Annotated in this window: 21 protein-coding genes; 18 read left to right on the forward strand and 3 right to left on the reverse strand. The window is 39.4% G+C overall.

What is annotated here, in order from left to right:
* The first annotated feature begins 40 nt into the window (after window positions 1-40).
* The 11 genes from tyrS to hflX all read left to right on the forward strand — a co-directional run bounded on the left by tyrS (window position 41) and on the right by hflX (window position 10,960).
* On the forward strand, window positions 41-1,228 hold the full coding sequence (tyrS, locus tag L5B83_RS00610; RefSeq protein WP_265777227.1) for a tyrosine--tRNA ligase: 1,188 nt from the start codon (window positions 41-43) through the stop codon (window positions 1,226-1,228).
* 223 nt (window positions 1,229-1,451) lie between these two features.
* Complete coding sequence (locus L5B83_RS00615; protein WP_265777228.1) at window positions 1,452-2,381, forward strand: aminoimidazole riboside kinase; 930 nt, start codon at window positions 1,452-1,454, stop codon at window positions 2,379-2,381.
* An 11-nt stretch (window positions 2,382-2,392) separates the two neighbouring features.
* Window positions 2,393-3,844, forward strand: coding sequence for a glycoside hydrolase family 32 protein (locus L5B83_RS00620; RefSeq protein ID WP_265777229.1), 1,452 nt, complete (start codon window positions 2,393-2,395; stop codon window positions 3,842-3,844).
* 59 nt (window positions 3,845-3,903) lie between these two features.
* Window positions 3,904-4,152: a type II toxin-antitoxin system HicA family toxin gene (locus L5B83_RS00625; protein ID WP_250364335.1), complete on the forward strand. Its 249-nt coding sequence runs from the start codon at window positions 3,904-3,906 to the stop codon at window positions 4,150-4,152.
* Window positions 4,149-4,490, forward strand: a complete 342-nt coding sequence (locus L5B83_RS00630) for a type II toxin-antitoxin system HicB family antitoxin (RefSeq protein ID WP_250364334.1) — start codon at window positions 4,149-4,151, stop codon at window positions 4,488-4,490. The genes L5B83_RS00625 and L5B83_RS00630 overlap by 4 nt, the downstream gene beginning before the upstream one ends.
* 95 nt (window positions 4,491-4,585) lie before the next feature.
* On the forward strand, window positions 4,586-5,080 hold the full coding sequence (gene tsaE / locus L5B83_RS00635) for a tRNA (adenosine(37)-N6)-threonylcarbamoyltransferase complex ATPase subunit type 1 TsaE (RefSeq protein WP_265777230.1): 495 nt from the start codon (window positions 4,586-4,588) through the stop codon (window positions 5,078-5,080).
* Between the two features lie 9 nt (window positions 5,081-5,089).
* Window positions 5,090-6,352, forward strand: a complete 1,263-nt coding sequence (locus L5B83_RS00640) for an N-acetylmuramoyl-L-alanine amidase (RefSeq protein WP_265778351.1) — start codon at window positions 5,090-5,092, stop codon at window positions 6,350-6,352.
* A gap of 8 nt (window positions 6,353-6,360) precedes the next feature.
* Entirely contained in the window at window positions 6,361-8,268 is a 1,908-nt protein-coding gene (gene mutL, locus L5B83_RS00645) for a DNA mismatch repair endonuclease MutL (RefSeq protein WP_265777231.1), read from the forward strand.
* Entirely contained in the window at window positions 8,268-9,194 is a 927-nt protein-coding gene (gene miaA, locus L5B83_RS00650) for a tRNA (adenosine(37)-N6)-dimethylallyltransferase MiaA (protein WP_265777232.1), read from the forward strand. Before mutL ends, miaA begins: the two co-directional genes overlap by 1 nt.
* 108 nt (window positions 9,195-9,302) lie before the next feature.
* Window positions 9,303-9,596: an RNA chaperone Hfq gene (gene hfq, locus L5B83_RS00655; protein WP_250350597.1), complete on the forward strand. Its 294-nt coding sequence runs from the start codon at window positions 9,303-9,305 to the stop codon at window positions 9,594-9,596.
* A gap of 2 nt (window positions 9,597-9,598) precedes the next feature.
* Entirely contained in the window at window positions 9,599-10,960 is a 1,362-nt protein-coding gene (hflX, locus tag L5B83_RS00660) for a ribosome rescue GTPase HflX (protein WP_265777233.1), read from the forward strand.
* A 25-nt stretch (window positions 10,961-10,985) separates the two neighbouring features.
* Here hflX and L5B83_RS00665 read toward each other — a convergent pair whose 3' ends face one another.
* The gene (locus L5B83_RS00665; RefSeq protein WP_250364330.1) at window positions 10,986-11,930 is read right to left on the reverse strand and encodes a sigma 54-interacting transcriptional regulator; all 945 of its coding nucleotides are present in this window, start codon (window positions 11,928-11,930) and stop codon (window positions 10,986-10,988) included.
* Between the two features lie 193 nt (window positions 11,931-12,123).
* On the opposite strand from L5B83_RS00665, the gene L5B83_RS00670 reads away from it, so the two are divergent.
* The 6 genes from L5B83_RS00670 (at window position 12,124) to L5B83_RS00695 (ending at window position 20,134) form a co-directional block, all read left to right on the forward strand.
* Window positions 12,124-12,888: an ABC transporter ATP-binding protein gene (locus tag L5B83_RS00670; protein WP_250364329.1), complete on the forward strand. Its 765-nt coding sequence runs from the start codon at window positions 12,124-12,126 to the stop codon at window positions 12,886-12,888.
* Between the two features lie 9 nt (window positions 12,889-12,897).
* Window positions 12,898-13,767, forward strand: coding sequence for an ABC transporter substrate-binding protein (locus L5B83_RS00675; protein ID WP_326938222.1), 870 nt, complete (start codon window positions 12,898-12,900; stop codon window positions 13,765-13,767).
* Window positions 13,761-15,674, forward strand: a complete 1,914-nt coding sequence (gene fhuB, locus L5B83_RS00680) for a Fe(3+)-hydroxamate ABC transporter permease FhuB (protein ID WP_265777234.1) — start codon at window positions 13,761-13,763, stop codon at window positions 15,672-15,674. The genes L5B83_RS00675 and fhuB overlap by 7 nt, the downstream gene beginning before the upstream one ends.
* A 184-nt stretch (window positions 15,675-15,858) precedes the next feature.
* The gene (locus tag L5B83_RS00685) at window positions 15,859-16,653 is read left to right on the forward strand and encodes a DUF4198 domain-containing protein (protein WP_250350602.1); all 795 of its coding nucleotides are present in this window, start codon (window positions 15,859-15,861) and stop codon (window positions 16,651-16,653) included.
* Window positions 16,654-16,701: 48 nt separating this feature from the next.
* Window positions 16,702-18,786, forward strand: a complete 2,085-nt coding sequence (locus L5B83_RS00690; protein WP_442780617.1) for a TonB-dependent siderophore receptor — start codon at window positions 16,702-16,704, stop codon at window positions 18,784-18,786.
* Between the two features lie 94 nt (window positions 18,787-18,880).
* On the forward strand, window positions 18,881-20,134 hold the full coding sequence (locus L5B83_RS00695; protein ID WP_265777235.1) for a DUF2254 domain-containing protein: 1,254 nt from the start codon (window positions 18,881-18,883) through the stop codon (window positions 20,132-20,134).
* A 76-nt stretch (window positions 20,135-20,210) separates the two neighbouring features.
* Here L5B83_RS00695 and L5B83_RS00700 read toward each other — a convergent pair whose 3' ends face one another.
* Window positions 20,211-20,765: a YtfJ family protein gene (locus L5B83_RS00700; protein ID WP_265777236.1), complete on the reverse strand. Its 555-nt coding sequence runs from the start codon at window positions 20,763-20,765 to the stop codon at window positions 20,211-20,213.
* 169 nt (window positions 20,766-20,934) lie between these two features.
* Here L5B83_RS00700 and L5B83_RS00705 point away from each other — a divergent pair, with 169 nt between their 5' ends.
* Complete coding sequence (locus L5B83_RS00705) at window positions 20,935-21,264, forward strand: zinc ribbon domain-containing protein YjdM (RefSeq protein WP_265777237.1); 330 nt, start codon at window positions 20,935-20,937, stop codon at window positions 21,262-21,264.
* A 904-nt stretch (window positions 21,265-22,168) separates the two neighbouring features.
* Here the strand turns inward: L5B83_RS00705 and L5B83_RS00710 are convergent.
* Window positions 22,169-22,666 (reverse strand): hypothetical protein, encoded by a 498-nt coding sequence (locus tag L5B83_RS00710; RefSeq protein ID WP_265777238.1) that lies wholly within the window; start codon window positions 22,664-22,666, stop codon window positions 22,169-22,171.
* Between the last annotated feature and the right edge of the window lie 362 nt (window positions 22,667-23,028).

The following is a 23,028-nucleotide window of genomic DNA, read 5'->3' on the forward strand; positions in this document are numbered from 1 at the left end:
AACCCACACATTACAGGATTATTTATTATAGGATACATCAATGACAGATCTCACAACTCAACTGGCTGAGCTGAAACGCGGCACGGATCAAATTTTTTCAGAACAAGATTTAATTGAAAAACTTAAAGAAAATCGTCCTTTACGCGTAAAATTGGGGGCTGATCCTACTGCGCCAGATATTCACTTGGGGCATACCGTGGTGCTAAATAAATTACGCCAATTCCAGAACTTTGGCCATCACGTGATGTTTTTAATCGGCGATTTCACCGCCACAGTGGGCGATCCATCAGGTAAAAACGCAACGCGTCCACCGCTTTCTCGTGAAGATGTACTACGCAATGCGGAAACCTATAAAGAACAAATTTTCAAAATTTTAGATCCCGAAAAAACTGAAATTGTGTTCAATTCTGATTGGTTAGGTGAATTAGGTACGGTTGGAATGATCCGTTTAGCCTCAAATTATACGGTAGCTCGAATGTTAGAACGTGATGATTTCAAAAAACGTTTTAGTAATAACCAACCTATTGCCATTCACGAATTTATCTACCCATTATTGCAAGGTTATGACTCGGTCCATTTGAAAGCCGATGTGGAATTAGGCGGGACAGACCAAACCTTTAACTTGCTAATTGGGCGTGAATTGCAAAAATCAGATGGGCAAAAACCACAAGTGGCGATCACACTTCCGTTACTCGTGGGCTTAGACGGTGAGAAAAAAATGTCAAAATCACTTGGCAACTACATTGGGGTAAACGAAGCACCAAATGAAATGTTCGGTAAAGTGATGTCTATTTCCGATCAATTAATGTGGGATTGGTATGATTTGCTTTCTTTCCGCCCATTAAGCGAAATTGCACAATTTAAGCAAGATGTGGCTAACGGACGTAATCCACGTGATATTAAAGTATTACTGGCAAAAGAAATTACTGCCCGTTTCCATTCCGAAGCCGACGCCAACGCCGCAGAACAAGCATTTATTAACCGTTTCCAAAAGGGGGCAATACCTGATGAAATGCCTGAATTTACCTTTGAGGGCGAAATTGGTTTAGCCAATTTATTAAAAGAGGCAGGGCTTGTAAGTTCCACCTCTGAAGCGATGCGTATGGTGCAACAAGGTGGGGTAAAAATTGATGGTGAAAAGGTAGAAAATGCCAAAGCCATTATTTATGCCTCCAGCGCTGTATATCAAGTAGGTAAACGCAAATTTGCACGCGTTACGGTAAAATAATAGGGCAAGATGTTAGGCGTATGAAAATACGCCTTCTTTTTTATCAATCCGCTAAATGGATTTTGCTATCAGTAAATAGCGATCTTTCATTTTAAAATTAAACACCGACAAATAACATTTCGCCTCATAGCAAAACATTATGCTAGTAATATGTGCTACATATTGGGCAAGGTTATTTATTGATGAAATTAACAAGATTTTATAAGACAAGAAAGGTGAAAAAATGTCAGAAAAAGTTTGGGTATTAGGTGATGCCGTTGTGGATTTAATCCCTGATGGCGAACAACATTATTTACGTTGTGCTGGTGGTGCGCCAGCCAATGTTGCTGTTGGTATCGCCCGTTTAGGCGGTGAAAGTGGTTTTATTGGTAAGGTAGGAAAAGATCCCCTGGGTGAATTTATGCAACAGACCTTGCAACAAGAAAAGGTGGACACCACGTTTATGACCTTAGATCCCACACAACGCACTTCAACAGTTGTGGTTGGTTTAGATCAAGGTGAACGTAGTTTTACCTTTATGGTAAACCCAAGTGCGGATCAATTTTTGCACGTTTCGGAACTTCCCACTTTCACTCAAGGACAATGGCTACACTGCTGTTCTATTGCGTTAATTAACGATCCTTCCCGCACGGCGACCTTCACCGCAATGAAAAATATTCATCAGGCGAAAGGCTATGTCTCTTTCGATCCCAATTTGCGTGAAAGCCTATGGCAAAGCCTTGATGAAATGCGTGAAGTGGTAATGCAAGCAGTCGCTTTAGCTGATGTGCTGAAATTTTCGGAAGAAGAACTCACCTTTCTAACAGAAACAGACAGCCTTGAAAAAGCCTTTGAAAAAATTACCGCACTTTATCCACAAAAGCTGATTATTGTTACGCTAGGCAAAGAAGGCGCACTTTATCATTTCAATGGCACAAAAGAAATTATTGCAGGTAAAGCCTTACAGCCTGTTGATACTACGGGGGCAGGCGATGCCTTTGTTGGTGGATTACTGGCTGGGCTTTCGCAAAAACCAAATTGGGACACAGATAAGGCAACATTAGTAGAAATTTTACGTCAAGCCAATGCTTGTGGTGCTTTAGCAACCACCGCAAAAGGCGCAATGTCTGCCCTGCCAAATCAAGCGCAATTAATCCATTTTTTAAATCAATAAGGAGAACGCTGATGATAATTTTCAACGAAGGAAAATACAAAAGCCTCTATGCTGCCGAACAAGGTGAGTTAGCAAAAATTGCTCAAACGGTCGCACAAGATCAGGATTTTCGCCCAGTTTATCATCTTGCTCCGCCAACAGGATTACTTAATGATCCAAATGGCTTGATTTTTGACGGAGAAAAATATCATCTTTTTTATCAATGGTATCCTTTTGATGCCCTTCACGGAATGAAGCATTGGCAACATTTTACCACACAAGATTTTCAACAATTCACCCAAGCCGATCTCCTTATACCCTGTGAATTGTATGAAAGCCACGGCTGTTATTCTGGTGGTGCGCTATTAATTGACGGCAACATTGCCGTGTTCTACACAGGCAATACCAGACGCCCAAGTGATAATCAACGTGTGCCTTACCAAAATCTTGCAATTTTCAGCAAAGCAGGAAAATTGTTGAGTAAACGCCCCCTGATTGACCAAGCACCAAAAGGTTATACCGAACACGTACGCGATCCAAAACCATTCCTAACCAAAGAGGGCAAAATCCGCTTTATTTGTGGCGCGCAACGGGAAAATCTGACGGGTACTGCACTGGTATTTGAAATGGATAATTTAGCTGATACCCCACGTTTATTAGGTGAACTTGCCCTGCCTGACTTTGACAATCAAGGCGTATTTATGTGGGAATGCCCTGACTTATCGCAAATTGGCGATCAATCCCTGTTTATCTGGTCGCCCCAAGGCAAAGCCCGTGAAAGCGAGCAATATCAAAATAATTATCACGCCGTCTATGCACTGGGCAATATTAACGATCGCCAATTCCACGCCGAACACATTGCTGAATTGGATCAAGGCTTTGATTTCTATGCACCACAAACCTTTTCTGGCACGCAAACGATGCTGTTCGGCTGGGTTGGATTACCTGATTTAAGCTACCCTACGGATTGCTACAAATGGCATTCAATGCTTTCATTGCCACGCCAATTACGTTTACAAAACGGTAAAATCTATCAGCAACCCATTGAAAATATTTATAAAAATATTACCGCACTTCAATCTACTCACGTTCAAAAAGAGACTGTTATTGCAAATTTAGATCGTGCTTATATCAAATTTGATGCTGAAGCTCAGCCATTCACATTAAACTTTTTTACTAATGCACAAAATCAGCATTTAACCTTAAGTTATGATGGCAAAGTGCTATGCCTAGATCGTCGCCAAACTGAACAAACCGATTCGATGAAATCCTTTGGCGACACGCGTTATTGCCGTATTGAAGGCTTGCATCAAGTGGAAATATTCTTTGATCGCTCGGTGATTGAAATTTTTCTTAATCAAGGTGAAAAAACAATGACTTCACGCTTCTTTATTTGTGCTAGAGAAAATCTAATCCGTACAAATAGACCGCTTGCATTACAAGTGGGCTATCCAAAGAAAATTGACGTAAATTATACAAAATAGAAAATAGATCTGTTTTTTTAGATTTATGTAACTATAATTAGTACCAAAAGAGCAAAACAATGGGAAAATCGAAAAAGCTATTAGAAAAATTAACTAATGCTAAAAATACCTTTATTTGGAGCGACTTGCTTACCTTGTTAGCGCAATTAGGCTATGAAAAACGTGAAATGGCAGGCTCTCGTGTCAGATTTTACCACGCAGAGCTTAATCACTTAATCTTGTTACATAAACCTCACCCAGAAAATTATATCAAAGGTGGGGCGTTAAAATCAGTGAAAGACGGATTAAAAGGAGTAGGATTACTATGACATTACTCAAATATAAAGGCTATGTAGGTACGATAGAAGCAGATTTAGAAAATAATGTGCTATTTGGAAAATTAGCATATATTCGAGATGTGGTTACCTACGAGGCAGAAACATTACCGCAGTTAGAGAAAGAATTTCAAACATCTGTAGATCTATATTTGCAAGACTGCCAAGAACTTGGGCGAACACCAGATAAACCGTTCAAAGGGGTATTTAATGTGAGAGTTAGTGAGGAACTGCATCGCAATGCTGTGCTCGCAGCAGGAGCTCTCAGCCTTAATGCGTTTGTTGCCGAAGCCATTAAAGAAAAAATCGAACGCACTGGGATAACAAATTAATACTATCTCGCATCATTCCCCTACAAAACAAAACAAAAGTGCGGTACAATTCCGCACTTATTTTTATCTAAAATTAACCAATCGCCGAGAAAATAATGGAAGCATTTAATCAATATATTCCTGATGAAATCACGATGTGTCGTTTTGGGGCAAAATTAATGCAAATTGCAAGCAATATCCCGACAGATAACGGCATTATTATTTATTTAAACGGCGATCTTGGGGCAGGCAAAACCACGTTAAGCCGTGGGATGATTCAAGGGCTAGGTTATTCAGGCAAGGTAAAAAGCCCCACTTATACGTTAGTTGAGGAATATCATTTAACGGAAAAATCAATTTATCATTTTGATTTATATCGTTTAAGTGATCCCGAAGAATTGGAGTTTATGGGCATTCGTGATTATTTTAATGCCCAAAGTATTTGCTTGATCGAATGGTCGGAAAAAGGGCGAGGTCTATTACCGCCAGCCGATCTCATTATCAATATTGACTATGTTGATGATGCACGTAATGTTGCACTCCTTCCCAACTCCAGAGAAGGTAAACAAATTTTACAATTAATGAAACAAATTATTTCGTCACCCAGTTAAATAAAAATGATGAAAAAATATTATTTATTTCTTACCGCACTTTGTTCCTGTGTATTGCTCACTACACCGGCATTTGCTGCTGCGTGGACTATTGCTATCGATCCCGGCCACGGTGGAAAAGATCCGGGAGCAATCAGCCGTACACAGAAAATCTATGAGAAAAATGTTACGCTTTCTATTGCCAGAGAGCTAAAAGCCTTATTGGATAAAGATCCCAATTTCCGTGCAGTTCTCACTCGCAAAGGCGACTATTATATTTCTGTCCCTGAACGTTCTGAAATTGCACGTAAATACAAAGCAAACTATTTGGTTTCTATTCACGCAGATTCCTCCGTTTCACCAGATTTACGCGGTGCTTCCGTGTGGGTGCTGTCTAATCGTCGTGCAAACAGTGAAATGGGGCAATGGTTGGAAGATCACGAAAAGCGTTCCGAGCTATTAGGTGGCGCAGGCTCAGTGCTTGCTTCACATAAAGAGAAATATTTAGATCAAACGGTGCTTGATTTACAATTTGGTCATAGCCAACGTGTGGGCTATGAATTGGGTTCGATTGTGTTACGCCGTTTTGCTCAAATCACGACGTTAAGCCGTAGCACGCCACAACACGCGAGTCTTGGGGTATTGCGTTCGCCAGATATTCCTTCGATCTTAGTGGAAACGGGTTTTTTATCTAACCCTGATGAAGAAAAAAAACTTAATTCTCTTGCATATCGCAAAAAATTAGCCCGTGTTATTTATGATAGTCTGGTTGATTTTCGTCGCCGTAATGTCAAAACGGAAATCAATGTGGCTAAAACGCCTAGTACAGAAAGTGCGGTCAAAAATACGCGTGAAACCACTAGCAACTTACCAAAAGATAGCGGTATTCGCCATAAAGTGAAAAATGGTGAAAGTCTTGGGGGATTAGCAAACAAATATAATGTCAAGATGAATGACATTATTGCATTAAATCAGCTTAAACGCCGTGAGCTTTGGATTGGTGAAACCATTAAAATCCCTGATAATGGTAAAAATAGCAAAACAGAAAACACCAAGTCGAACAGTACAAATACAGATAGCAGAAAAACAGATAAAACGGCGAATAAAAATACAAAAACTGAGAATAAAGGAAAAGATAAAACAACACCGAAATTCCATACAGTGAAAAAAGACCAAACCCTGTATGCGATTTCTCGTGAGTATAATATTCCTGTGCCTACCTTATTGAAATTAAACCCAAAACTCAAAGATGGGAAAGTAAAAACAGGACAAAAAATTCAGCTAAGGAATTAGGAAAAACAATGCCAATAAAAATTCTGCCACCTCAGCTTGCTAATCAAATCGCCGCTGGTGAAGTTGTTGAACGTCCCGCGTCAGTCGTCAAAGAACTGGTAGAAAACAGCCTTGATGCTGGCGCAACAAAAATTCAGGTAGATATTGAAAATGGCGGTGCCAATTTAATTCGTATTCGAGACGATGGTATCGGTATCGCAAAAGATGAACTCGCCTTAGCCCTTGCTCGTCACGCCACGAGCAAAATCGCCAGTCTTGAGGATTTAGAGGCCATTTTAAGTTTAGGCTTCCGCGGTGAGGCGTTAGCAAGTATTAGTTCCGTTTCTCGCCTGACCCTGACTTCTCGTACCGAACAACAAAAAGAAGCGTGGCAGGTTTATGCGCAAGGGCGAGATATGGAAACCACCATCAAACCAGCTTCACACCCAGTGGGAACAACGGTTGAAGTGGCTAATTTATTTTTTAATACGCCAGCAAGACGCAAATTTTTACGCACTGATAAAACTGAATTTTCTCATATTGATGAAGTGATCCGTCGTATCGCCTTAGCAAAACCACATATTGCCTTTACGCTTACCCATAATGGGAAAACAGTGCGTCAATACAAAAGTGCGGGGAATTTTTCGCAAAAATTAAAACGAATTGCAGCGATTTGTGGGGAAGAATTTGTTCAACACGCCTTACATATTGATTGGAAACACGATGATCTCCATCTTTCAGGCTGGGTTGCCGATCCTTTCTTTAAGCATACCCAAAATGATTTAAACTATTGTTATGTAAATGGCAGAATGGTACGCGATAAAGTGATCACTCACGCCATACGCCAAGCCTATGCTGAACATTTAGAAAGCAATGAATATCCTGCTTATATTCTTTTTATTGATATTAATCCCAATGATGTAGATGTTAATGTTCATCCAACAAAGCACGAAGTGCGCTTCCAGCAAGCTCGCCTTGTTCACGATTTTATCTACCAAGGCATACAAAATGCCCTGCTTACAAGCCTAGAACTCGGCGGAAAAATGCTTAATGCTGAACATAAACTAACGCAACAACCGCTCTCGTCTGAACTCAGCGAACAAGCTACATCACAAGTGCAAGAACCTGATGGGGTATGGCAACCTAATGTTGGAAAACTTAATCGTAGTGCAGCAGGAAGAAATATTTTTCAACCAACGGACTATTCGGCTTCCCCCTCGCTGAATAAAGAAAAAGCGACAAATCATCCCGCTATTCCACCAGCAGGTTATAGCAAGCCAAAGAGCGAAATCACTAAAACAGAAAGTCAGGCTTATGGCGAATTACTTCGCCCAGCCTCACCGACACAGGGAGAAAACCCAGTTTTAACCGTTCAAGCGACGCAAGAAAGTTCACTGCCAACTAGCCGAATGTTACGCGCATTAGCCTTAGTGCAAAATCAAGCGCTACTTTTACAGCAAGAGCAGGAATTTTATTTATTACCAATCAAAAAATTACAACAAATGCAAACGATGTTGTCTTTACAAGAAAAAGATATTGCCCAGCAAGCATTATTAATTCCTATACTCTTCCGTTTAGATGAAAAACAGCAATCGGCTTGGGAAAAACAACACACCTTTTTCGCTCAAATCGGTTTTCACTTTAATGAAAATCTTACTCAACATCGAATTAGCCTGATTAAGGTGCCTACCTGCTTACGCCAGCATAATTTACAGCAATGTGTAGGGAACTTACTCAATCAACAAAACGAAAATATGCACCAATTTTTGACCGCACTTTGTCAACAGCTTGATTATAAAACGATAGACGTATTTGGAGATGCGGTAAATTTACTCAATGAAACCGAACAATTATTACATCGACAGCCAAATCAATCGCTTTCTCAGCTATTTATTCCTATTGATTGGCAAATCTATTTAGGAAAGGAAAATAGCTAATGCACACAAAGCCACGAGCCATTTTCTTAATGGGGCCAACTGCTTCAGGGAAAACAGACTTAGCGATCAAATTACGCCAACATTTCCCAGTTGAAGTCATCAGCGTCGATTCTGCCTTAATTTATCGGGGAATGGATATTGGCACTGCAAAACCGAATGCGGCTGAACTTGCCCTCGCTCCGCATCGTTTAATTGATATAAAAGATCCCAGTGAAAGCTATTCGGCGGCAAATTTTCGCCACGATGCCTTACTGGAAATGGAAAACATCAGTAAACAGGGTAAAATCCCCTTGTTAGTCGGTGGTACAATGCTCTATTACAAAGCCTTGCTAGAAGGGCTTTCACCATTACCTTCGGCAGATGAACGTTTACGCCAAGAAATTGAGCAAAAAGCAGTGCAAATCGGTTGGAATGGCTTACACCAAGAGTTAGCAAAAATCGATCCTATTTCTGCGCAACGTATTAACCCGAATGACAGCCAACGGATCAACCGTGCGTTAGAAGTGTTTTATCTCACGGGGAAATCGCTCACTGAACTCACTGAGCAAAAAGGTGAGGCGCTGCCTTATGACATCACACAATTTGCCATCGCCCCACAAGAACGCCAAGTATTACACCAACGTATTGAACTGCGTTTTCATAAAATGATTGAACAAGGTTTTCAACAAGAAGTCGAAAAACTTTATCAACGTGGTGATTTACACGCTGATTTACCTTCTATTCGCTGTGTTGGCTACCGCCAAATGTGGGATTATTTGCAGGGTGATTACGATCATCAAGAAATGGTATTTCGTGGGATCTGTGCAACTCGCCAGCTGGCTAAGCGTCAGCTTACTTGGTTACGTGGCTGGAAATCACCGATAACTTGGTTAGACAGTCTCAGCCCTGATAAATCCTTTATGCAAATCGCGCAAACGTTAAAATAATTGAGGCATAGTGATGACATCTGTCAAGATTATTGCTATATTGGCTCACGGAGACGATTTTTGTTCCCCATAAAAAACCCTATAACTAATATAAGAAGGAAAATAACAATGGCAAAAGGACAATCATTACAAGATCCTTACTTAAACGCATTACGTCGCGAACGTATTCCTGTATCCATTTATTTAGTCAATGGCATTAAATTACAAGGACAAATTGAGTCTTTCGATCAATTCGTCATTTTATTAAAAAACACTGTAAATCAAATGGTTTACAAACACGCAATTTCAACTGTTGTGCCTGCTCGTGCAGTTTCTCATCATAATAATCAAGCTCACCAGCAACAACATAACGCAACGCAAGAAATGGCAACAGAAACCTCAGCAGAATCGCAGACTGAATAATTTTGGATCATTTAGCTTTTCCAAGTGCGGTGAAAAATTCAGATGAAATTTCTACCGCACTTTTTTCATCATCACAAAACCACTCGCAACGGGCTATTTCGCAAGATCGAGGCATTATTGTACAAGCCTTTTTTTCTGCTGATAAAAATCTTGATGACTTAACTGAATTCCAGTTGCTTGCTGAATCTGCGCAAGTAGATATTGCCACCATTATCACCACAAGCCGTGCCACGCCACAAGCGAAGTATTTCATTGGACAAGGCAAAGCAGAAGAAATTGCCCAAGCAGTAAAAGATCACAACGCCAATGTGATTTTGATCAATCATTGTTTGACACCCGCACAAACGCGTAATTTAGAAAGCCTATGTGAATGTCGTGTCGTAGATCGCACAGGGTTAATTTTAGATATTTTCGCCCAGCGCGCACGCTCTCACGAAGGGAAATTACAAGTCGAATTAGCCCAATTAAAACATCTTGCCACTCGTTTAATTCGGCGCAAAACAGGCTTGGATCAACAAAAAGGCGCGGTAGGCTTACGAGGGCCGGGAGAAACCCAATTAGAAAGCGATCGACGATTGATTAAAGTTCGTATTGCACAATTGCAACATCGCTTAAATAAAGTGGAAAAGCAACGTCATCAAAATCGTCAGACAAGAAAGAAAGCAGATATTGCCACGATTTCATTGGTCGGCTATACCAATGCGGGTAAATCCACCTTGTTTAATTTGCTCACCAAGGCAGAGGTTTATGCGGCGGATCAACTTTTTGCTACCCTTGATCCTACCCTACGCCGTTTAAACATTCCAGATATTGGCAACACAATTTTAGCAGACACGGTAGGCTTTATTCGAGATCTACCACACGATCTGGTTTCCGCGTTCAAATCCACCTTACAAGAAACCAGCGAGGCAAGCCTGTTATTACACGTTGTGGATTGCGCTGATGTACGAAAACGAGAAAATATTGATGCGGTAAATGAGGTTTTGCAACAAATCCAAGCCAATCAAGTCCCGACATTACTGGTTTATAACAAAATTGATCAAGTGGAAAACCTTGTTCCACATATTGAATATGATGATCAAAATCGTCCAGTGGGTGTGTATATTTCTGCCCATTTACAACAAGGTATTCCCTTATTATTTGAAGCCATTCGACAAAAATTAAGCAAAAGGATTGTGCAATTACAACTTTGTTTGCCACCACAAGCAGGCAAAATCCGTCATTGGCTGTATGAAATGGATTGTATTCGTGAAGAAAAAATCAGTGAGCAAGGGGAATTTTTACTCAAGGTAAATATTGAGCAAAGCGAATGGCAAAAATTATTAAAAAAACAACCGCTCTTAGCAAACTACCAAGATGAATAAAAGTTGCTTTTGCGGTATTTCTCCCTTATTTTCCTATGCCATATTGTTTTAATTTATTGGCGATGGCAGTATGCGAAACGCCTAATCTTGAAGCCAGTTTTCTGGTGCTAGGATATTCCTCATAAAATTTCTGCAACACCATTGCCTCAAAATTATTCATAATTTCATCAAGGGTTTGATTAGCAAATTGCTCTATACTTGGTAATGCAATTTCCTGTTCCACTAAGTGCAAATCCGCAATAGCAAGCTGATTATTCTCAGCCAAAGAACAAGCTCGATATAACGCATTGTGCAATTCTCGTACATTCCCCGCCCAAGTATAATGGGCAAGATAATTTAAAAATGCACCATCAAAATGGGGGACGGAAATCCCTAACTGTTGGCTAATTTGTTGGACAAATAATGTGGTAAGTTGTGGAATATCTTCTTTACGTTCACGTAGCGCTGGAATATTAAGACTTAATACATTAAGGCGATGAAATAAATCTTCACGCATTTTGCCTTTTTCTACATAATGACTAAGGGGAACTTGTGAGGTACAAATCACACGAACATTAGCATAATGCTCTTTTTCCTCGCCCACACGGCGAAAAGTACCATCATTTAAAAAACGTAATAATTTTGCCTGTAAACTAAGTGGCAACTCTGCCACGCTATCTAATAATACGCTCCCCCCATTCGCATATTCAAAAAAGCCTTGATTTACCGTTTCCCCATAAGCTCGCCCGAACATTTCACTTTCTGCATCTTCACTCGGTAAACCGGCACAATTGACCGCAATAAACTTATTTTCTCTTCTTTGACTAGAAAAATGGCAAGCTTTGGCGATAAGATCTTTCCCCGTACCGGTTTCACCTTGAATAAGCAAAGGCGCATCAAGCAGAGCAAATTTTTTGGCTTTTTCCACCACCTCTTGCATTTTGCGACTTTGTGTAACCACTTGTGAAAAAAGATTTTTTTCTGCTGGCATTACTGGCTTTCCATCCCATTTTTCTGATAAAACTGGCAAACATTGTAAACTTTTCCGTAAAAATGGAAAGAAAAATTTACAATCTTAATCGTCTTTTAAGGTAGCCGTTTATTTTTAAGAATAGACCTATTGAAATGATAACGGTTATCAATTAAAATCTTTCCCCTTTATTTATTCGCTCATAGGAAATATCGTGTTTGAATTAAACGCAGTGTCGTTCGCCTTGCCTGAAAAAGTGTTGTTGCACCCTATATCACTGCAATTTAACACGGGAAAAATCTATGGCATTATTGGACCAAACGGATCGGGAAAATCAACCTTAATCAAACTTCTCGCTCGCCAACAAATGCCAACCAGTGGGCAACTCAAATTTAATCAACGTGTCATTCAGCAATGGAAACATAGAGCCTTTGCGCGCGAAGTTGCCTATCTGCCACAATATTTGCCACAGGCAAATAACCTAACCACCAGAGGGCTGCTACAAATGGGGCGTTATGCGTGGAATGGACTATTAGGGCGTAACCTCAAACAAGACGAACAAGCCATTCAAAATGCGCTTGAATGGACAAATATGCAAAGCTACGCCGATCAATTTGTCGATACCCTTTCAGGGGGCGAACGTTCTCGTGTATGGCTTGCAATGTTACTGGCTCAACAAAGCCGTTTTTTATTATTAGATGAACCGTTAGCGGCATTGGATATTGCACATCAAGTGGAAGTGATGCAACTCATTCAAAAACTGGTGAAAAACTTAAATCTAGGGGTGATTATTGTGATCCACGACATCAATCTTGCCGCACGTTTTTGTGATAAGCTAATCGCCTTGCAGTCGGGCAAATTATTAATGCAAGGCTCCCCACAAAACATAATGACACCACAAGCCTTAGCACAGATTTATCATATTCATTTACAGGTGCAAGCTCATCCCATTGATCACATTCCTGTTGCATTTTTTTAAGGGGAAATAGTGAAAATACTGGCTTATTTCTTACACATTTTTCTACTTATTTTTACGACACCTGTGCTTGCTAGTGCGAAAGTAGCAACATTAGACTGGACCATTGCCGAAACCCTATTAGGGCTAGGTGTTTCCCCGACTGCGGTTGGTGATAAGCAAAGTTACCAAAATTGGGTGAATGAACCCAGCTTGCCTGCTACAACGATTGATTTAGGAACAAGATTGCAACCGAATAAAGAATTGCTTGCACAACTTGATATTAATGCCTTTCCTAATAGCGATATGTATCTTGCGACGGCACAGGCTAATTTACCTTATTTACGCAATATCAATAACATCCCCTTAGTCAATTTCTATAAAACAGGAGATTTTTGGCAGAACCAACTACAAGCAACACGCCAACTTGCACAAGTAATCAATGTTGATCCCACCGCCTTGATTACACAAACATTAACTACGTTTGCAAGCCAGAAAGCTACACTTCAAGAGGTGCGAGATCGTCCTTTATTAATCGTACAATTTATTGATGGTCGTCATCTGCGGGTGTATGGCAAACAAAGCCTACCGGGTGTCGTTCTAACACAACTCGGTCTCCAAAATGCGTGGCAAGGGCAGGTAAACTTATGGGGATTTAGCCTAATTAGCCTCAATCAACTGGCTCAATTTGCGCAAGCTAAACTGGTGATTATCAAGCCTTATCCCCAAAATGTTCCGAAAGAGTTAGCGAATAATAGCCTATGGCAAACGCTTCCTTTAGCGAAAGATCCTCTCATTCTTCCTGCCATTTGGACATTCGGAGCATTACCATCTGCACAGCGTTTAGCCATTGCATTAAGCCAAGGATTACGCCAACCACAAGGGGAACAAGCAAAATGGTAACACGCCGTTTAATGCCAAGCCTTGCTGTCATCGTAGTGATTTTATTTGTTCTCGTGCTTTTTCAACAACTCGGGCAAAGCGACACGAGTCAGCTACTCGTCTTTAATTTTACCTTGCCAAGAGTGTTAATGGCGATTTTATCTGGCGTGAGTTTAGGGATTGCTTCGTTGCTCTTACAACAAATAATGAATAATTCACTTGCTTCAGACAGCACACTTGCCGTCAGTGCGGGGGCGCAATTTAGCCTTTTTGTGGTAACACTATTTTTCCCTAGTCTATTACAATGGGGGGCCACACCCATCGCCTTTATTGGCGCATTATTTGCACTCAGCTTAGTCTTACTCCTCGCTTGGCGAAAAATGGTTTCCCCTTTGTTGATTGTCCTTGCTGGACTTGTCGTGAACTTTTATCTCGGCGCATTTTCCTCTTTACTCATTCTTTTTTATCCTGAGGAAAGTCGTGGTTTACTCCTGTGGGGAAGTGGCTCATTAGTTCAAGAAAGCTGGTATGATAGCCTCACTCTATTGCCATTACTGGCGCCAGCCATTTTGGCTGTCATCTTACTTAGCCCCGCTTTACAAGCATTACAACTCGAAGAAAGCAATGCACAAAGTTTAGGCGTGAATGTAAAAAAAATTCGCGTTATTGGTATTTTGCTCGCGGCTTATTTGGTTGCTATCGTGGTCAGCCGTGTTGGTATGCTTGCCTTTATTGGCTTAGCCGCAACTACGCTTGCTCGCCAATTCCCAGATTACCGCATTAAAACCTTATTATGGCGAAGTGCCTATTTTGCCAGCAGTTTATTACTTATCGCCGATCTCAGCCTGCAATTACTCGAAAAATGGCAAATGATGACCTTACCAACAGGCTCAATTACCGCCCTGCTCGGCACACCGTTATTATTATGGCTCGTCTTTAAACATCGCCAACAATATGGACGCGTACAAGAAAATGCCATAACGTGGAAAAATACGCCGCAAAAAAGCACCGCACTTTATTTACCTTTACTTTTACTGGCTGCGCTATCCTGTTCCTTATGGCTAGCGCAAGGAATAGATGGCTGGCAAATCTATTTGGACAATAACCTGTTTACCTTGCGTTTTCCTCGCATTGCCTATGCATTTTGTGCGGGAATAATGCTTGCCGTAGCTGGAACCCTATTACAACGACTAAGCCACAACCCAATGGCAAGCCCTGAATTGCTTGGCATTACCTCTGGGGTAAGCTTTGGTGTATTGCTTGCCATTTTTATCACCGGCACCACCTTACTCAGCCAATATGCCCTATGGGGAGGATTGGGAGCGTGCTTCATTGTCTGGCTGATTTGGATAATCAATCGCCGTAATGGTTTACAGCCCGATCAAGTATTACTCACAGGAATAAGCATTTCAGCCTTATTTGAAGCGGTACAACGAATACTGGTTGCAAGCGGTGATCCGCGAGCTTGGCAATTATTAAATTGGGGATCAGGTTCAACCTATTACGCAACAAATGATGTGGCGATCCCAATGCTGTTTATCGCGATTATCCTCTTTTTATTCTGCTTTATTTTCGTCCGTTGGCTAGATTTATTTGCACTAAATAGCATCATTGCCCAATCTCTTGGGGTAAATATACTCAAGGCACGCGGTATTTTATTTGCTTTTGCCATTTTACTCACGCTATTTGCTACCTTGCTCATTGGTGCATTAAGTTTTATCGGCTTGCTTGCGCCCCATTTAGCCTATCACCTAGGCTTTCGTCATAGTAAAAACCAACTCCTCGCCGCAGGATTATTAGGCGGAACCATTATGGTTATTGCCGATTGGCTAGGACGCCAACTGCTATTTCCCTATGAAATTCCAGCAGGCTTGATTGTAACCTTACTCGGTGGCAGCTATTTTTTATGGCTAATGAGAAAAATATAACGAATTTTACGGAAAATTCATAAGATGTTGTTACAGAGTTTTCCTCCCTTAAGTAAGCACATTACTTAAGTAATCCCTCGCCAAGGGCGAATTTGGAGGAATTTTATACCGCACTAAAAATAAGCCGTTATAAAGTGCGGTCAAAAAATTCCAATTTTTTGATGATAAAGATAGGAGAAATCCAATGAAAAAACTCACACAACTTACCTTAATTTGCGGACTTGCTTTGCCTTTTGCCAGCCAAGCACACGATCTATGGGCTTATGCCCAACAAGCCGAAGCGGGCAAAGATTTGCTTGCGGTACTTGGCTATGGCGATCACTTTCCTGAAGGAGAAAAAATTGCCGAGGGACGTTTAAATATCTTAAATCCGTTGGTGTTACACCGTGCGGACGGCACAAGCACAACCCTAACCCAAAAGGGCGAAAATTACCATTATGTTACCACCAGCCCATTGGCGAAAGCAGAATACAAAATTTCAGGTAGCTACAAACCAACCTTCTGGTCAAAAAATGACAATGGTTGGAAACGTGAAAACCTCAGTCAAATGAAAGATGCCAATTACTGTGAAGAATCCAGTATGTTTTCATCTACCTATGTGAATACAGGGGTTGAGGTTAGCGACTTTGCCATCAAACCTGTTGGGTTAGATTTAGAAATTGTTCCCTTAGTTGATCCAACCACCTTAAGTCCAATGGAAGTTTTCCCTGTACAGGTGCTATATAAAGGGCAACCAGCCAAAGGGATTACGGTGATTGGAACGACAAACGAATTTACCAAACTTGATGAAAAAGCGGTTTATGATCACCGTGAACCACAAGCATTTTCAGGTAAAACGGATTCACAAGGAAAAGTGAATTTTATTCCAGCCCTAAAAGGCACTTGGAAAATCAAGGCAATTTATGAAATGGATTACCCAGATCAAAAAATCTGCCAAAAACGTAAATTGTATAGCACTTATACATTTAGCATTAAATAATAAACGATCAGGCTAGCTCATCTTGCTAGCCTTTTACTCGGAGCTTTTATGACAAAAAAATTTTTTAAATTATCACTTATTTCCACCGCACTTTTCGCTACAAGTCAAATGGCTTTCGCGGACGACGTGGAACAGTTGGAAGAAATTCAAGTTAATGGCGGTTCAATGTACCGTATGGGTGAAGTGCCTATTTATCAAGCAAAATCGGCAGTGGCACTGAATGCGGAACAACTAGCCCAACAAAACATTACCAAGGCTGATGAAATTGGTCGCTACCAAGCGGGATTTTCTACCCAAGTTTTTGGTGAAGATACAAATACAAACTGGTTTCGAGTAAGAGGTGCTGAAGTCACTCAAGCGCTGAATGGTTTACCATTGACGTCTTACGGATTTTTTACCCCTTATGTCAATACATTTGCATTAGAAGCCGTGGAAATCACCAAAGGCGCTGATGCAATGACATTTGGTGCCGCCAATTCAGGTGGTTTACTCAACTATGTCACAAAACGTCCACATAAAGATCAAATTGGCAAAGGTGAATTTAAGCTTAACGCGGGAAATCATCATCAATATGGTATTGGAATTGATTACACTGATCGCATTGGAAATAATGATGATCTCCGTTACCGTTTAGTGAGCGCATTTTCCTCTAAAAATGGGCAATGGGATGCCACAAAAAATAAAACCGTTTATTTCGCCCCAACTTTAGAATGGGATATTTCTGACCATACTCGTTTAACCCTTTTAACCAGCTATCAATTTGATAAAGGTGTACCAAGTTCTAATTTCTTGCCACAAGAAGGTTCACTTGTACCTTTCCCAGATGGCAGTTATATTAGCCGTTCCACCAACCTTGGCGATCCAGTCAATGATCGGGAATACAATCGTCAATACAATATTGGCTATGAATTTAGCCATCAATTTGATAATAATTTAAGTTTTGATAGTAGCTATCGTTATACCTATGTCAATAATTATCACCGAGGTTCTTATGTCTACCCTTCTGCTTATAATGCAGATGGGTCACCCAAAGCACCGAGTGCAGCAAATTATGATCTAGCTAGTAACGTAGTATTTAACGATGGAACATCCATTTCTCATACGCTTGATAATCATTTCAGTTGGAAATATGGCAATGATTGGGTGAAAAATACCTTAGTGCTAGGAACAGATTATCGCCACCAAAAAGTGAAAGCGTACTATATCTTATCTGATAAGAGAATCACTTCTACGGTGAATTTAAAACAGGTTCGGTCAGGCTATAATCAAGCACAAAATATTAATGCACCTTATACCTATATCACCGCACGCCAACTTGGGCTTTATTTACAAAATCAAAGCCGTTTTATAGATAGTCTTGTACTAAACCTTGGTGTACGCCACGATCGTGCGAAACAAGATGAATACACTTCTTCACAAAAAATCAGCAATACGTCCTATTCAGCCTCATTAATGTATGAAGCCCCATTCGGTTTAAATCCATACATTAGTTACAGCGAATCCTTTAACTTACCAGTGGGATTAAGTGGCGAAAAAAAACTTTATGATCCAAATATCACACATCAATATGAAGTGGGGATCAAATATTTGCCTGATTGGTTAAATGGGTCAATCACTGTTGCGGCTTTCAAAGCCAAAGATAAAGGGGCATTGGTGTCAAATGGATTGGGTAAAACAGTAAGTAATACTGCTCCTATTTATCGTAAAGGTGTCGAAGTACAAGCTGATGTCAATATTATAAATAACTGGAATATGGGCTTAGCTTATACTTACTTAAAATCTATTACTCGTACAGATAATGGCGATGTGCGTAACCCGTTAATTGCAAAACATACTTTCGCTATGAAAACCGATTACACCTTTGCTAACGGTGCATTAAATGGGTTAACGCTGGGCGCGGGTATTCGCTATATTGGTAAAAGTGTTACCTCTCAAGGTTCACTTTATTCAGGCAAGGAAGTTCCATCTGCTACCGTGGTAGATTTAATGGCACGTTACACGTTTGACTCCAACTGGATCGCGCAATTAAATGTTGAGAATGTAGGCAACCGCCGTTATATCGCAGGCTGTGATTACAACTGCTACTATGGCGCAGAGCGTAATATCAATGCATCGGTGTCTTATAAGTTCTAATTTAAAATAATCTCAGGGCTGAGCAACTCAGCCCTTTTTCTTTCTACAAAAAATCTGCTATGGTAAGCTCTTCTCTCTCAATATAGGAAAACCGATGTTAAGCTATCTTAAAGAGCATTTTTTCATCCTAATTCTATGGTTAAAAAAACCAAGTAACGCCTTATGGCTCACCCCTATTTTAGGGGCATTATTTGCTGTCTTTCTGGCACTTTTCTCTGCATTGATTGAAAACAAAGCATTGCCGATAGAGATTATGCCTGACGTTAGCGAAGAATTACTCAATGACATTCTCAGCATTATGGCATCGAGTATGTTAGCGGTGAGTACCTTTTCCCTTTCTATTATGGTTTCGGCTTTTTCTTCTGCTTCTAACGGGGCAACGCCAAGAGCGACCGAATTAGTAATGGGAGATAACACCACGCGTCTTGCGATTTCAAGTTTTATTTCAGCCTTTGTTTATGCGGTGATTGCCAAAATAACCTTAGGAATGGGTTATTACAACGAGGCGGGGCGATTTGTGCTATTTATTGGGACGATTTGTGTACTCATTTATTTAATTACCACCTTGATTACGTGGGTGAGTGCGTTATCACAGCTTGGGTTATTAAATAATACCTTAGAAAAGATTGAAACTGCCTCACAGCAAGCCTTAAACAATTATTGGCAACAGCCAAATATGGGGGCAAAATCCCTTGAGAAAATTCAATTTTCCTACGCAATTCACGCGCATAAAACAGGCTATTTGAGCCATATAAATATGCAAAATTTACAAGATTTTGCTGATAATAATGATTGCGAAATTGAAATTGCCATTCAACCCGGAAAATTGGTTTATACGAATATGCCAATTGCCTATGTCAATAAGCCCATTGAACACATCGCTCAACTGCAAGAAAATTTTATCATCGAAAACAACCGCTCTTATGCGCAAGATCCTAAATTTGGTTTGATTGTATTAAGCGAAGTGGCGCAACGTGCCTTATCGCAAGCGGTGAACGATCCCGGCACAGCAATTAAAGTGATTAGCGTTTTATTACGCTTACTACTTGATAGCAAAGCAGAAAAACAAGCCGTGAAATATCATCGTCTGGCAATGTTAAATCTCAACGAACAAGAACTCGTTTTACAATCCTTCACCCCTATTTGTCGTGATGGTAGCGCAATGTTAGAAATTCACATTAAAGTACAAAAAGCACTCGCCATACTGTGGAGGCAATCAGATAATCAAGCCATTTGTAACGCCGCATTCAAACAAGCAAAAATAGATTTAGATTATGCCCTAAACGGACTTTCACTGGAAAGCGAAAAGGCACAAATCAACGCCTTACATCAAGCGCTTTTCCATTAAAAAAGTGCCGATTATTCGGCACTTCCTTTATTACTCGGTTTGAATATTCCGCATTCTGTTATTCAGACGATACGTTTTATAGCAAATTCTTAACTAAGGCTAAAATTTCATTGATTTGTGCAGAAGAGAGTTTCCCTTCGTGAACAAACTTCACTTTTGCCTCTTTATCCAACACCACAATCAGACTTTCTTTCTCTTTTAATTTCCACGCATTTTTCACCGCACTTTGATTATCTAACACAATCTGGCTGTGAGCATTTTCTTTTTTCGCCTTTTCAGCACTACTGCGCACAAAAGGCCCCGTGCCAAAAATCGCATCATCTGCATTAATAATATTTGTGGTTTGATATTGTGCGCCATTAAAATGCTGTGCTTTGATAGCTTCCATTAAAGGATAATTTTTCTCCTTTACCGAGCTACGCCCTGCAATATGCTGCAACACACGAACCTTACCTTTAAGCTGGGTAGATTGCCAAGGCTTTGCACTAATCTCTTGATTTTTAACGATAAGCTCACCTTTATCTGCGACGGTTACCGCTGGTAGGGTTGCATTAAGTTGCAAGTTATGGGCTTGGCTGTAAGCACTGCTTAGTAATGCACTGATCCCAAGTAATAAAACTGTTTTTCTCATTTTGTTCCCCTCTAAAAGCCGCTAGTTTAGCGGAAATTCTCTTTTATGGCATCTTTAAAAATCATTACAGTGAAAGAGATTTGTTTGATATACTTCGCTCGCATTACTACTATTCAATCAAAAAAAATGTAACTGATTGTTTATATTGAAATTTAGATAAGAGGAAAAAATGGAACAAACAACTTGTCCAAAATACCAAGGTGAATATGTTTATCACGACGGTTTAAATTTTGTTTGCCCTGACTGCGCTTATGAATGGTCTGGCGATGAAGAAAATGAGACCGAACAAAAAGTGGTAAAAGACAGCAACGGTAATCCACTACAAGATGGCGATAATGTCATTTTAATTAAAGATTTGAAAGTGAAAGGCTCATCTATTGTATTGAAAAAAGGCACAAAAGCGAAAAACATTCGCTTAGTTGATGGCGATCACGATGTAGATTGCAAAATTGACGGCCAAAGTTTCTCATTAAAATCAGCGTTTTTGAAAAAAGCTTAATAAATAGAGCTTAAGCATTATAATATTTAGCTATTAGGGAGAGTATTTTATTTCTCCCTTTTATCAATTTCTGAAAAAATCATACCCCCACCAACTTCCCAGAATGACATTTTCCGCTACATATAACCCCACCATAAAATGGCATAATTTCCCAAAGTTCTAGTTATCGCCCCAAATGCATAACCATAATCCTCAGAATTTTCACTTGCCATTGTACTAATTCCAACATTAATACTTAATTGCTGTCCTAACGTTTTCCCACTCGTTAAAATGGTTGATAATTCAGATTGCAATAGGCTATAAGGATCATAAGGTTTGTCTTGAGCTAATTGATAACCTGTATTCGCTAGTGCTGTCGCACTAACATCAGTAAGTAATGGATATTTTTCTGCCGTTATTCCAATTCGTTTACCTACTGGACCTAGCTTATTAATAAGATTTAAACTAGATCCTGTTAGTAGTTTTTAAATTATCATATTAAAAAAACAGCTCCTCTACATATATTCTTATCATAAAAAGGATATACTTTAAGAAAAAAAGAGAATACAGAAAAATAAAATATATAACACATGAAATATAAAAATTATTTCTTCTCATATCCTACCTTGTAAATATTATTAAACTATTTTTTAATTGTTCTATATCACTTAATACTTCACTTGTAAATCCTGATGAAAGAGAACTTAAAAATAGATTTTTAAACCAACTTTATTTGGTTGCAGGATTCTACGGTGTTCCTGTTATTTCGCTAAATACATTCCAACTATAACCCTCCATATTTTGAGTTGTTATTGTGTTCACCACTACATTCACATCTTACTTCTTGTTTTTTCCATATTTATATTTCAACCAATTTAGGAGTAGAGTAAGAGGAGCTATACAAATCCATGCTTTGAATGCTTTTTTAAAAGAGAAGTTTATATAAAAAATCATATTTAATATATACATATATAGTTATAAGCAAATCATAAACCAAAAAAAGCACATATGATAAGATGGCAAAAATCAAGCAGTCCAAATAGAATTTATTTTTTTCTTTCATTAATATGTTCCTCTGCTTTGTTAAGGTGCTTTTTATGTTTTTATACTCTCCAAAATACTCACTAGCGTAATTAGAATAAATAGAGGTGTAAATTAGATTGTTATATTTTCCTCCAATCTGACCAATAAATTTTGAACTCAATGTTCCCGTTACAGCCCCTAACGCGTTTTTACCATAATCCTCAGGTTTCTCTGTCGTTACTGTATTGAGAATAATATTTGTGCTAAGTTGTTGACCTAACGTTCTCCCTCTTGTCAAAACCGTTGATAATTCCGATTTTATTAAGCTATTCACATCATAATTATTTTCATGAATGAGTTGATAGCCTGTATTCTCACTTCTTATATTTCTCACTGTCATATTTATATAAAATCCAATATATAATTAAGTAGGAGATATAGATAGATAATGTTACTGTTAAAGCTTCGTAGAAGAAAGTATTCCTAAAAAACAATACATTGTCCTTTATATAAATATAAATCATAAAAAATACATATTTAGAAAAACCATACAATACATAAGGCAGAATATCTTAATGCTGGATAAATAAAAAATCTTATTCTTTGACATTTTCAATTTTAATTTCCTTTATATCATTATTTTTATAAAACATACTATCACAGTATGTTTTTGGTATTTATTTAAACTATTATAGAAGCCGTTTTCTCCATATAATCTTGTTATAAAATGAACATACTTAAAAACAAAGATATAGTAGATAA

This window comes from Avibacterium sp. 21-599, from assembly GCF_026226765.1.
Taxonomy (GTDB): domain Bacteria; phylum Pseudomonadota; class Gammaproteobacteria; order Enterobacterales; family Pasteurellaceae; genus Avibacterium.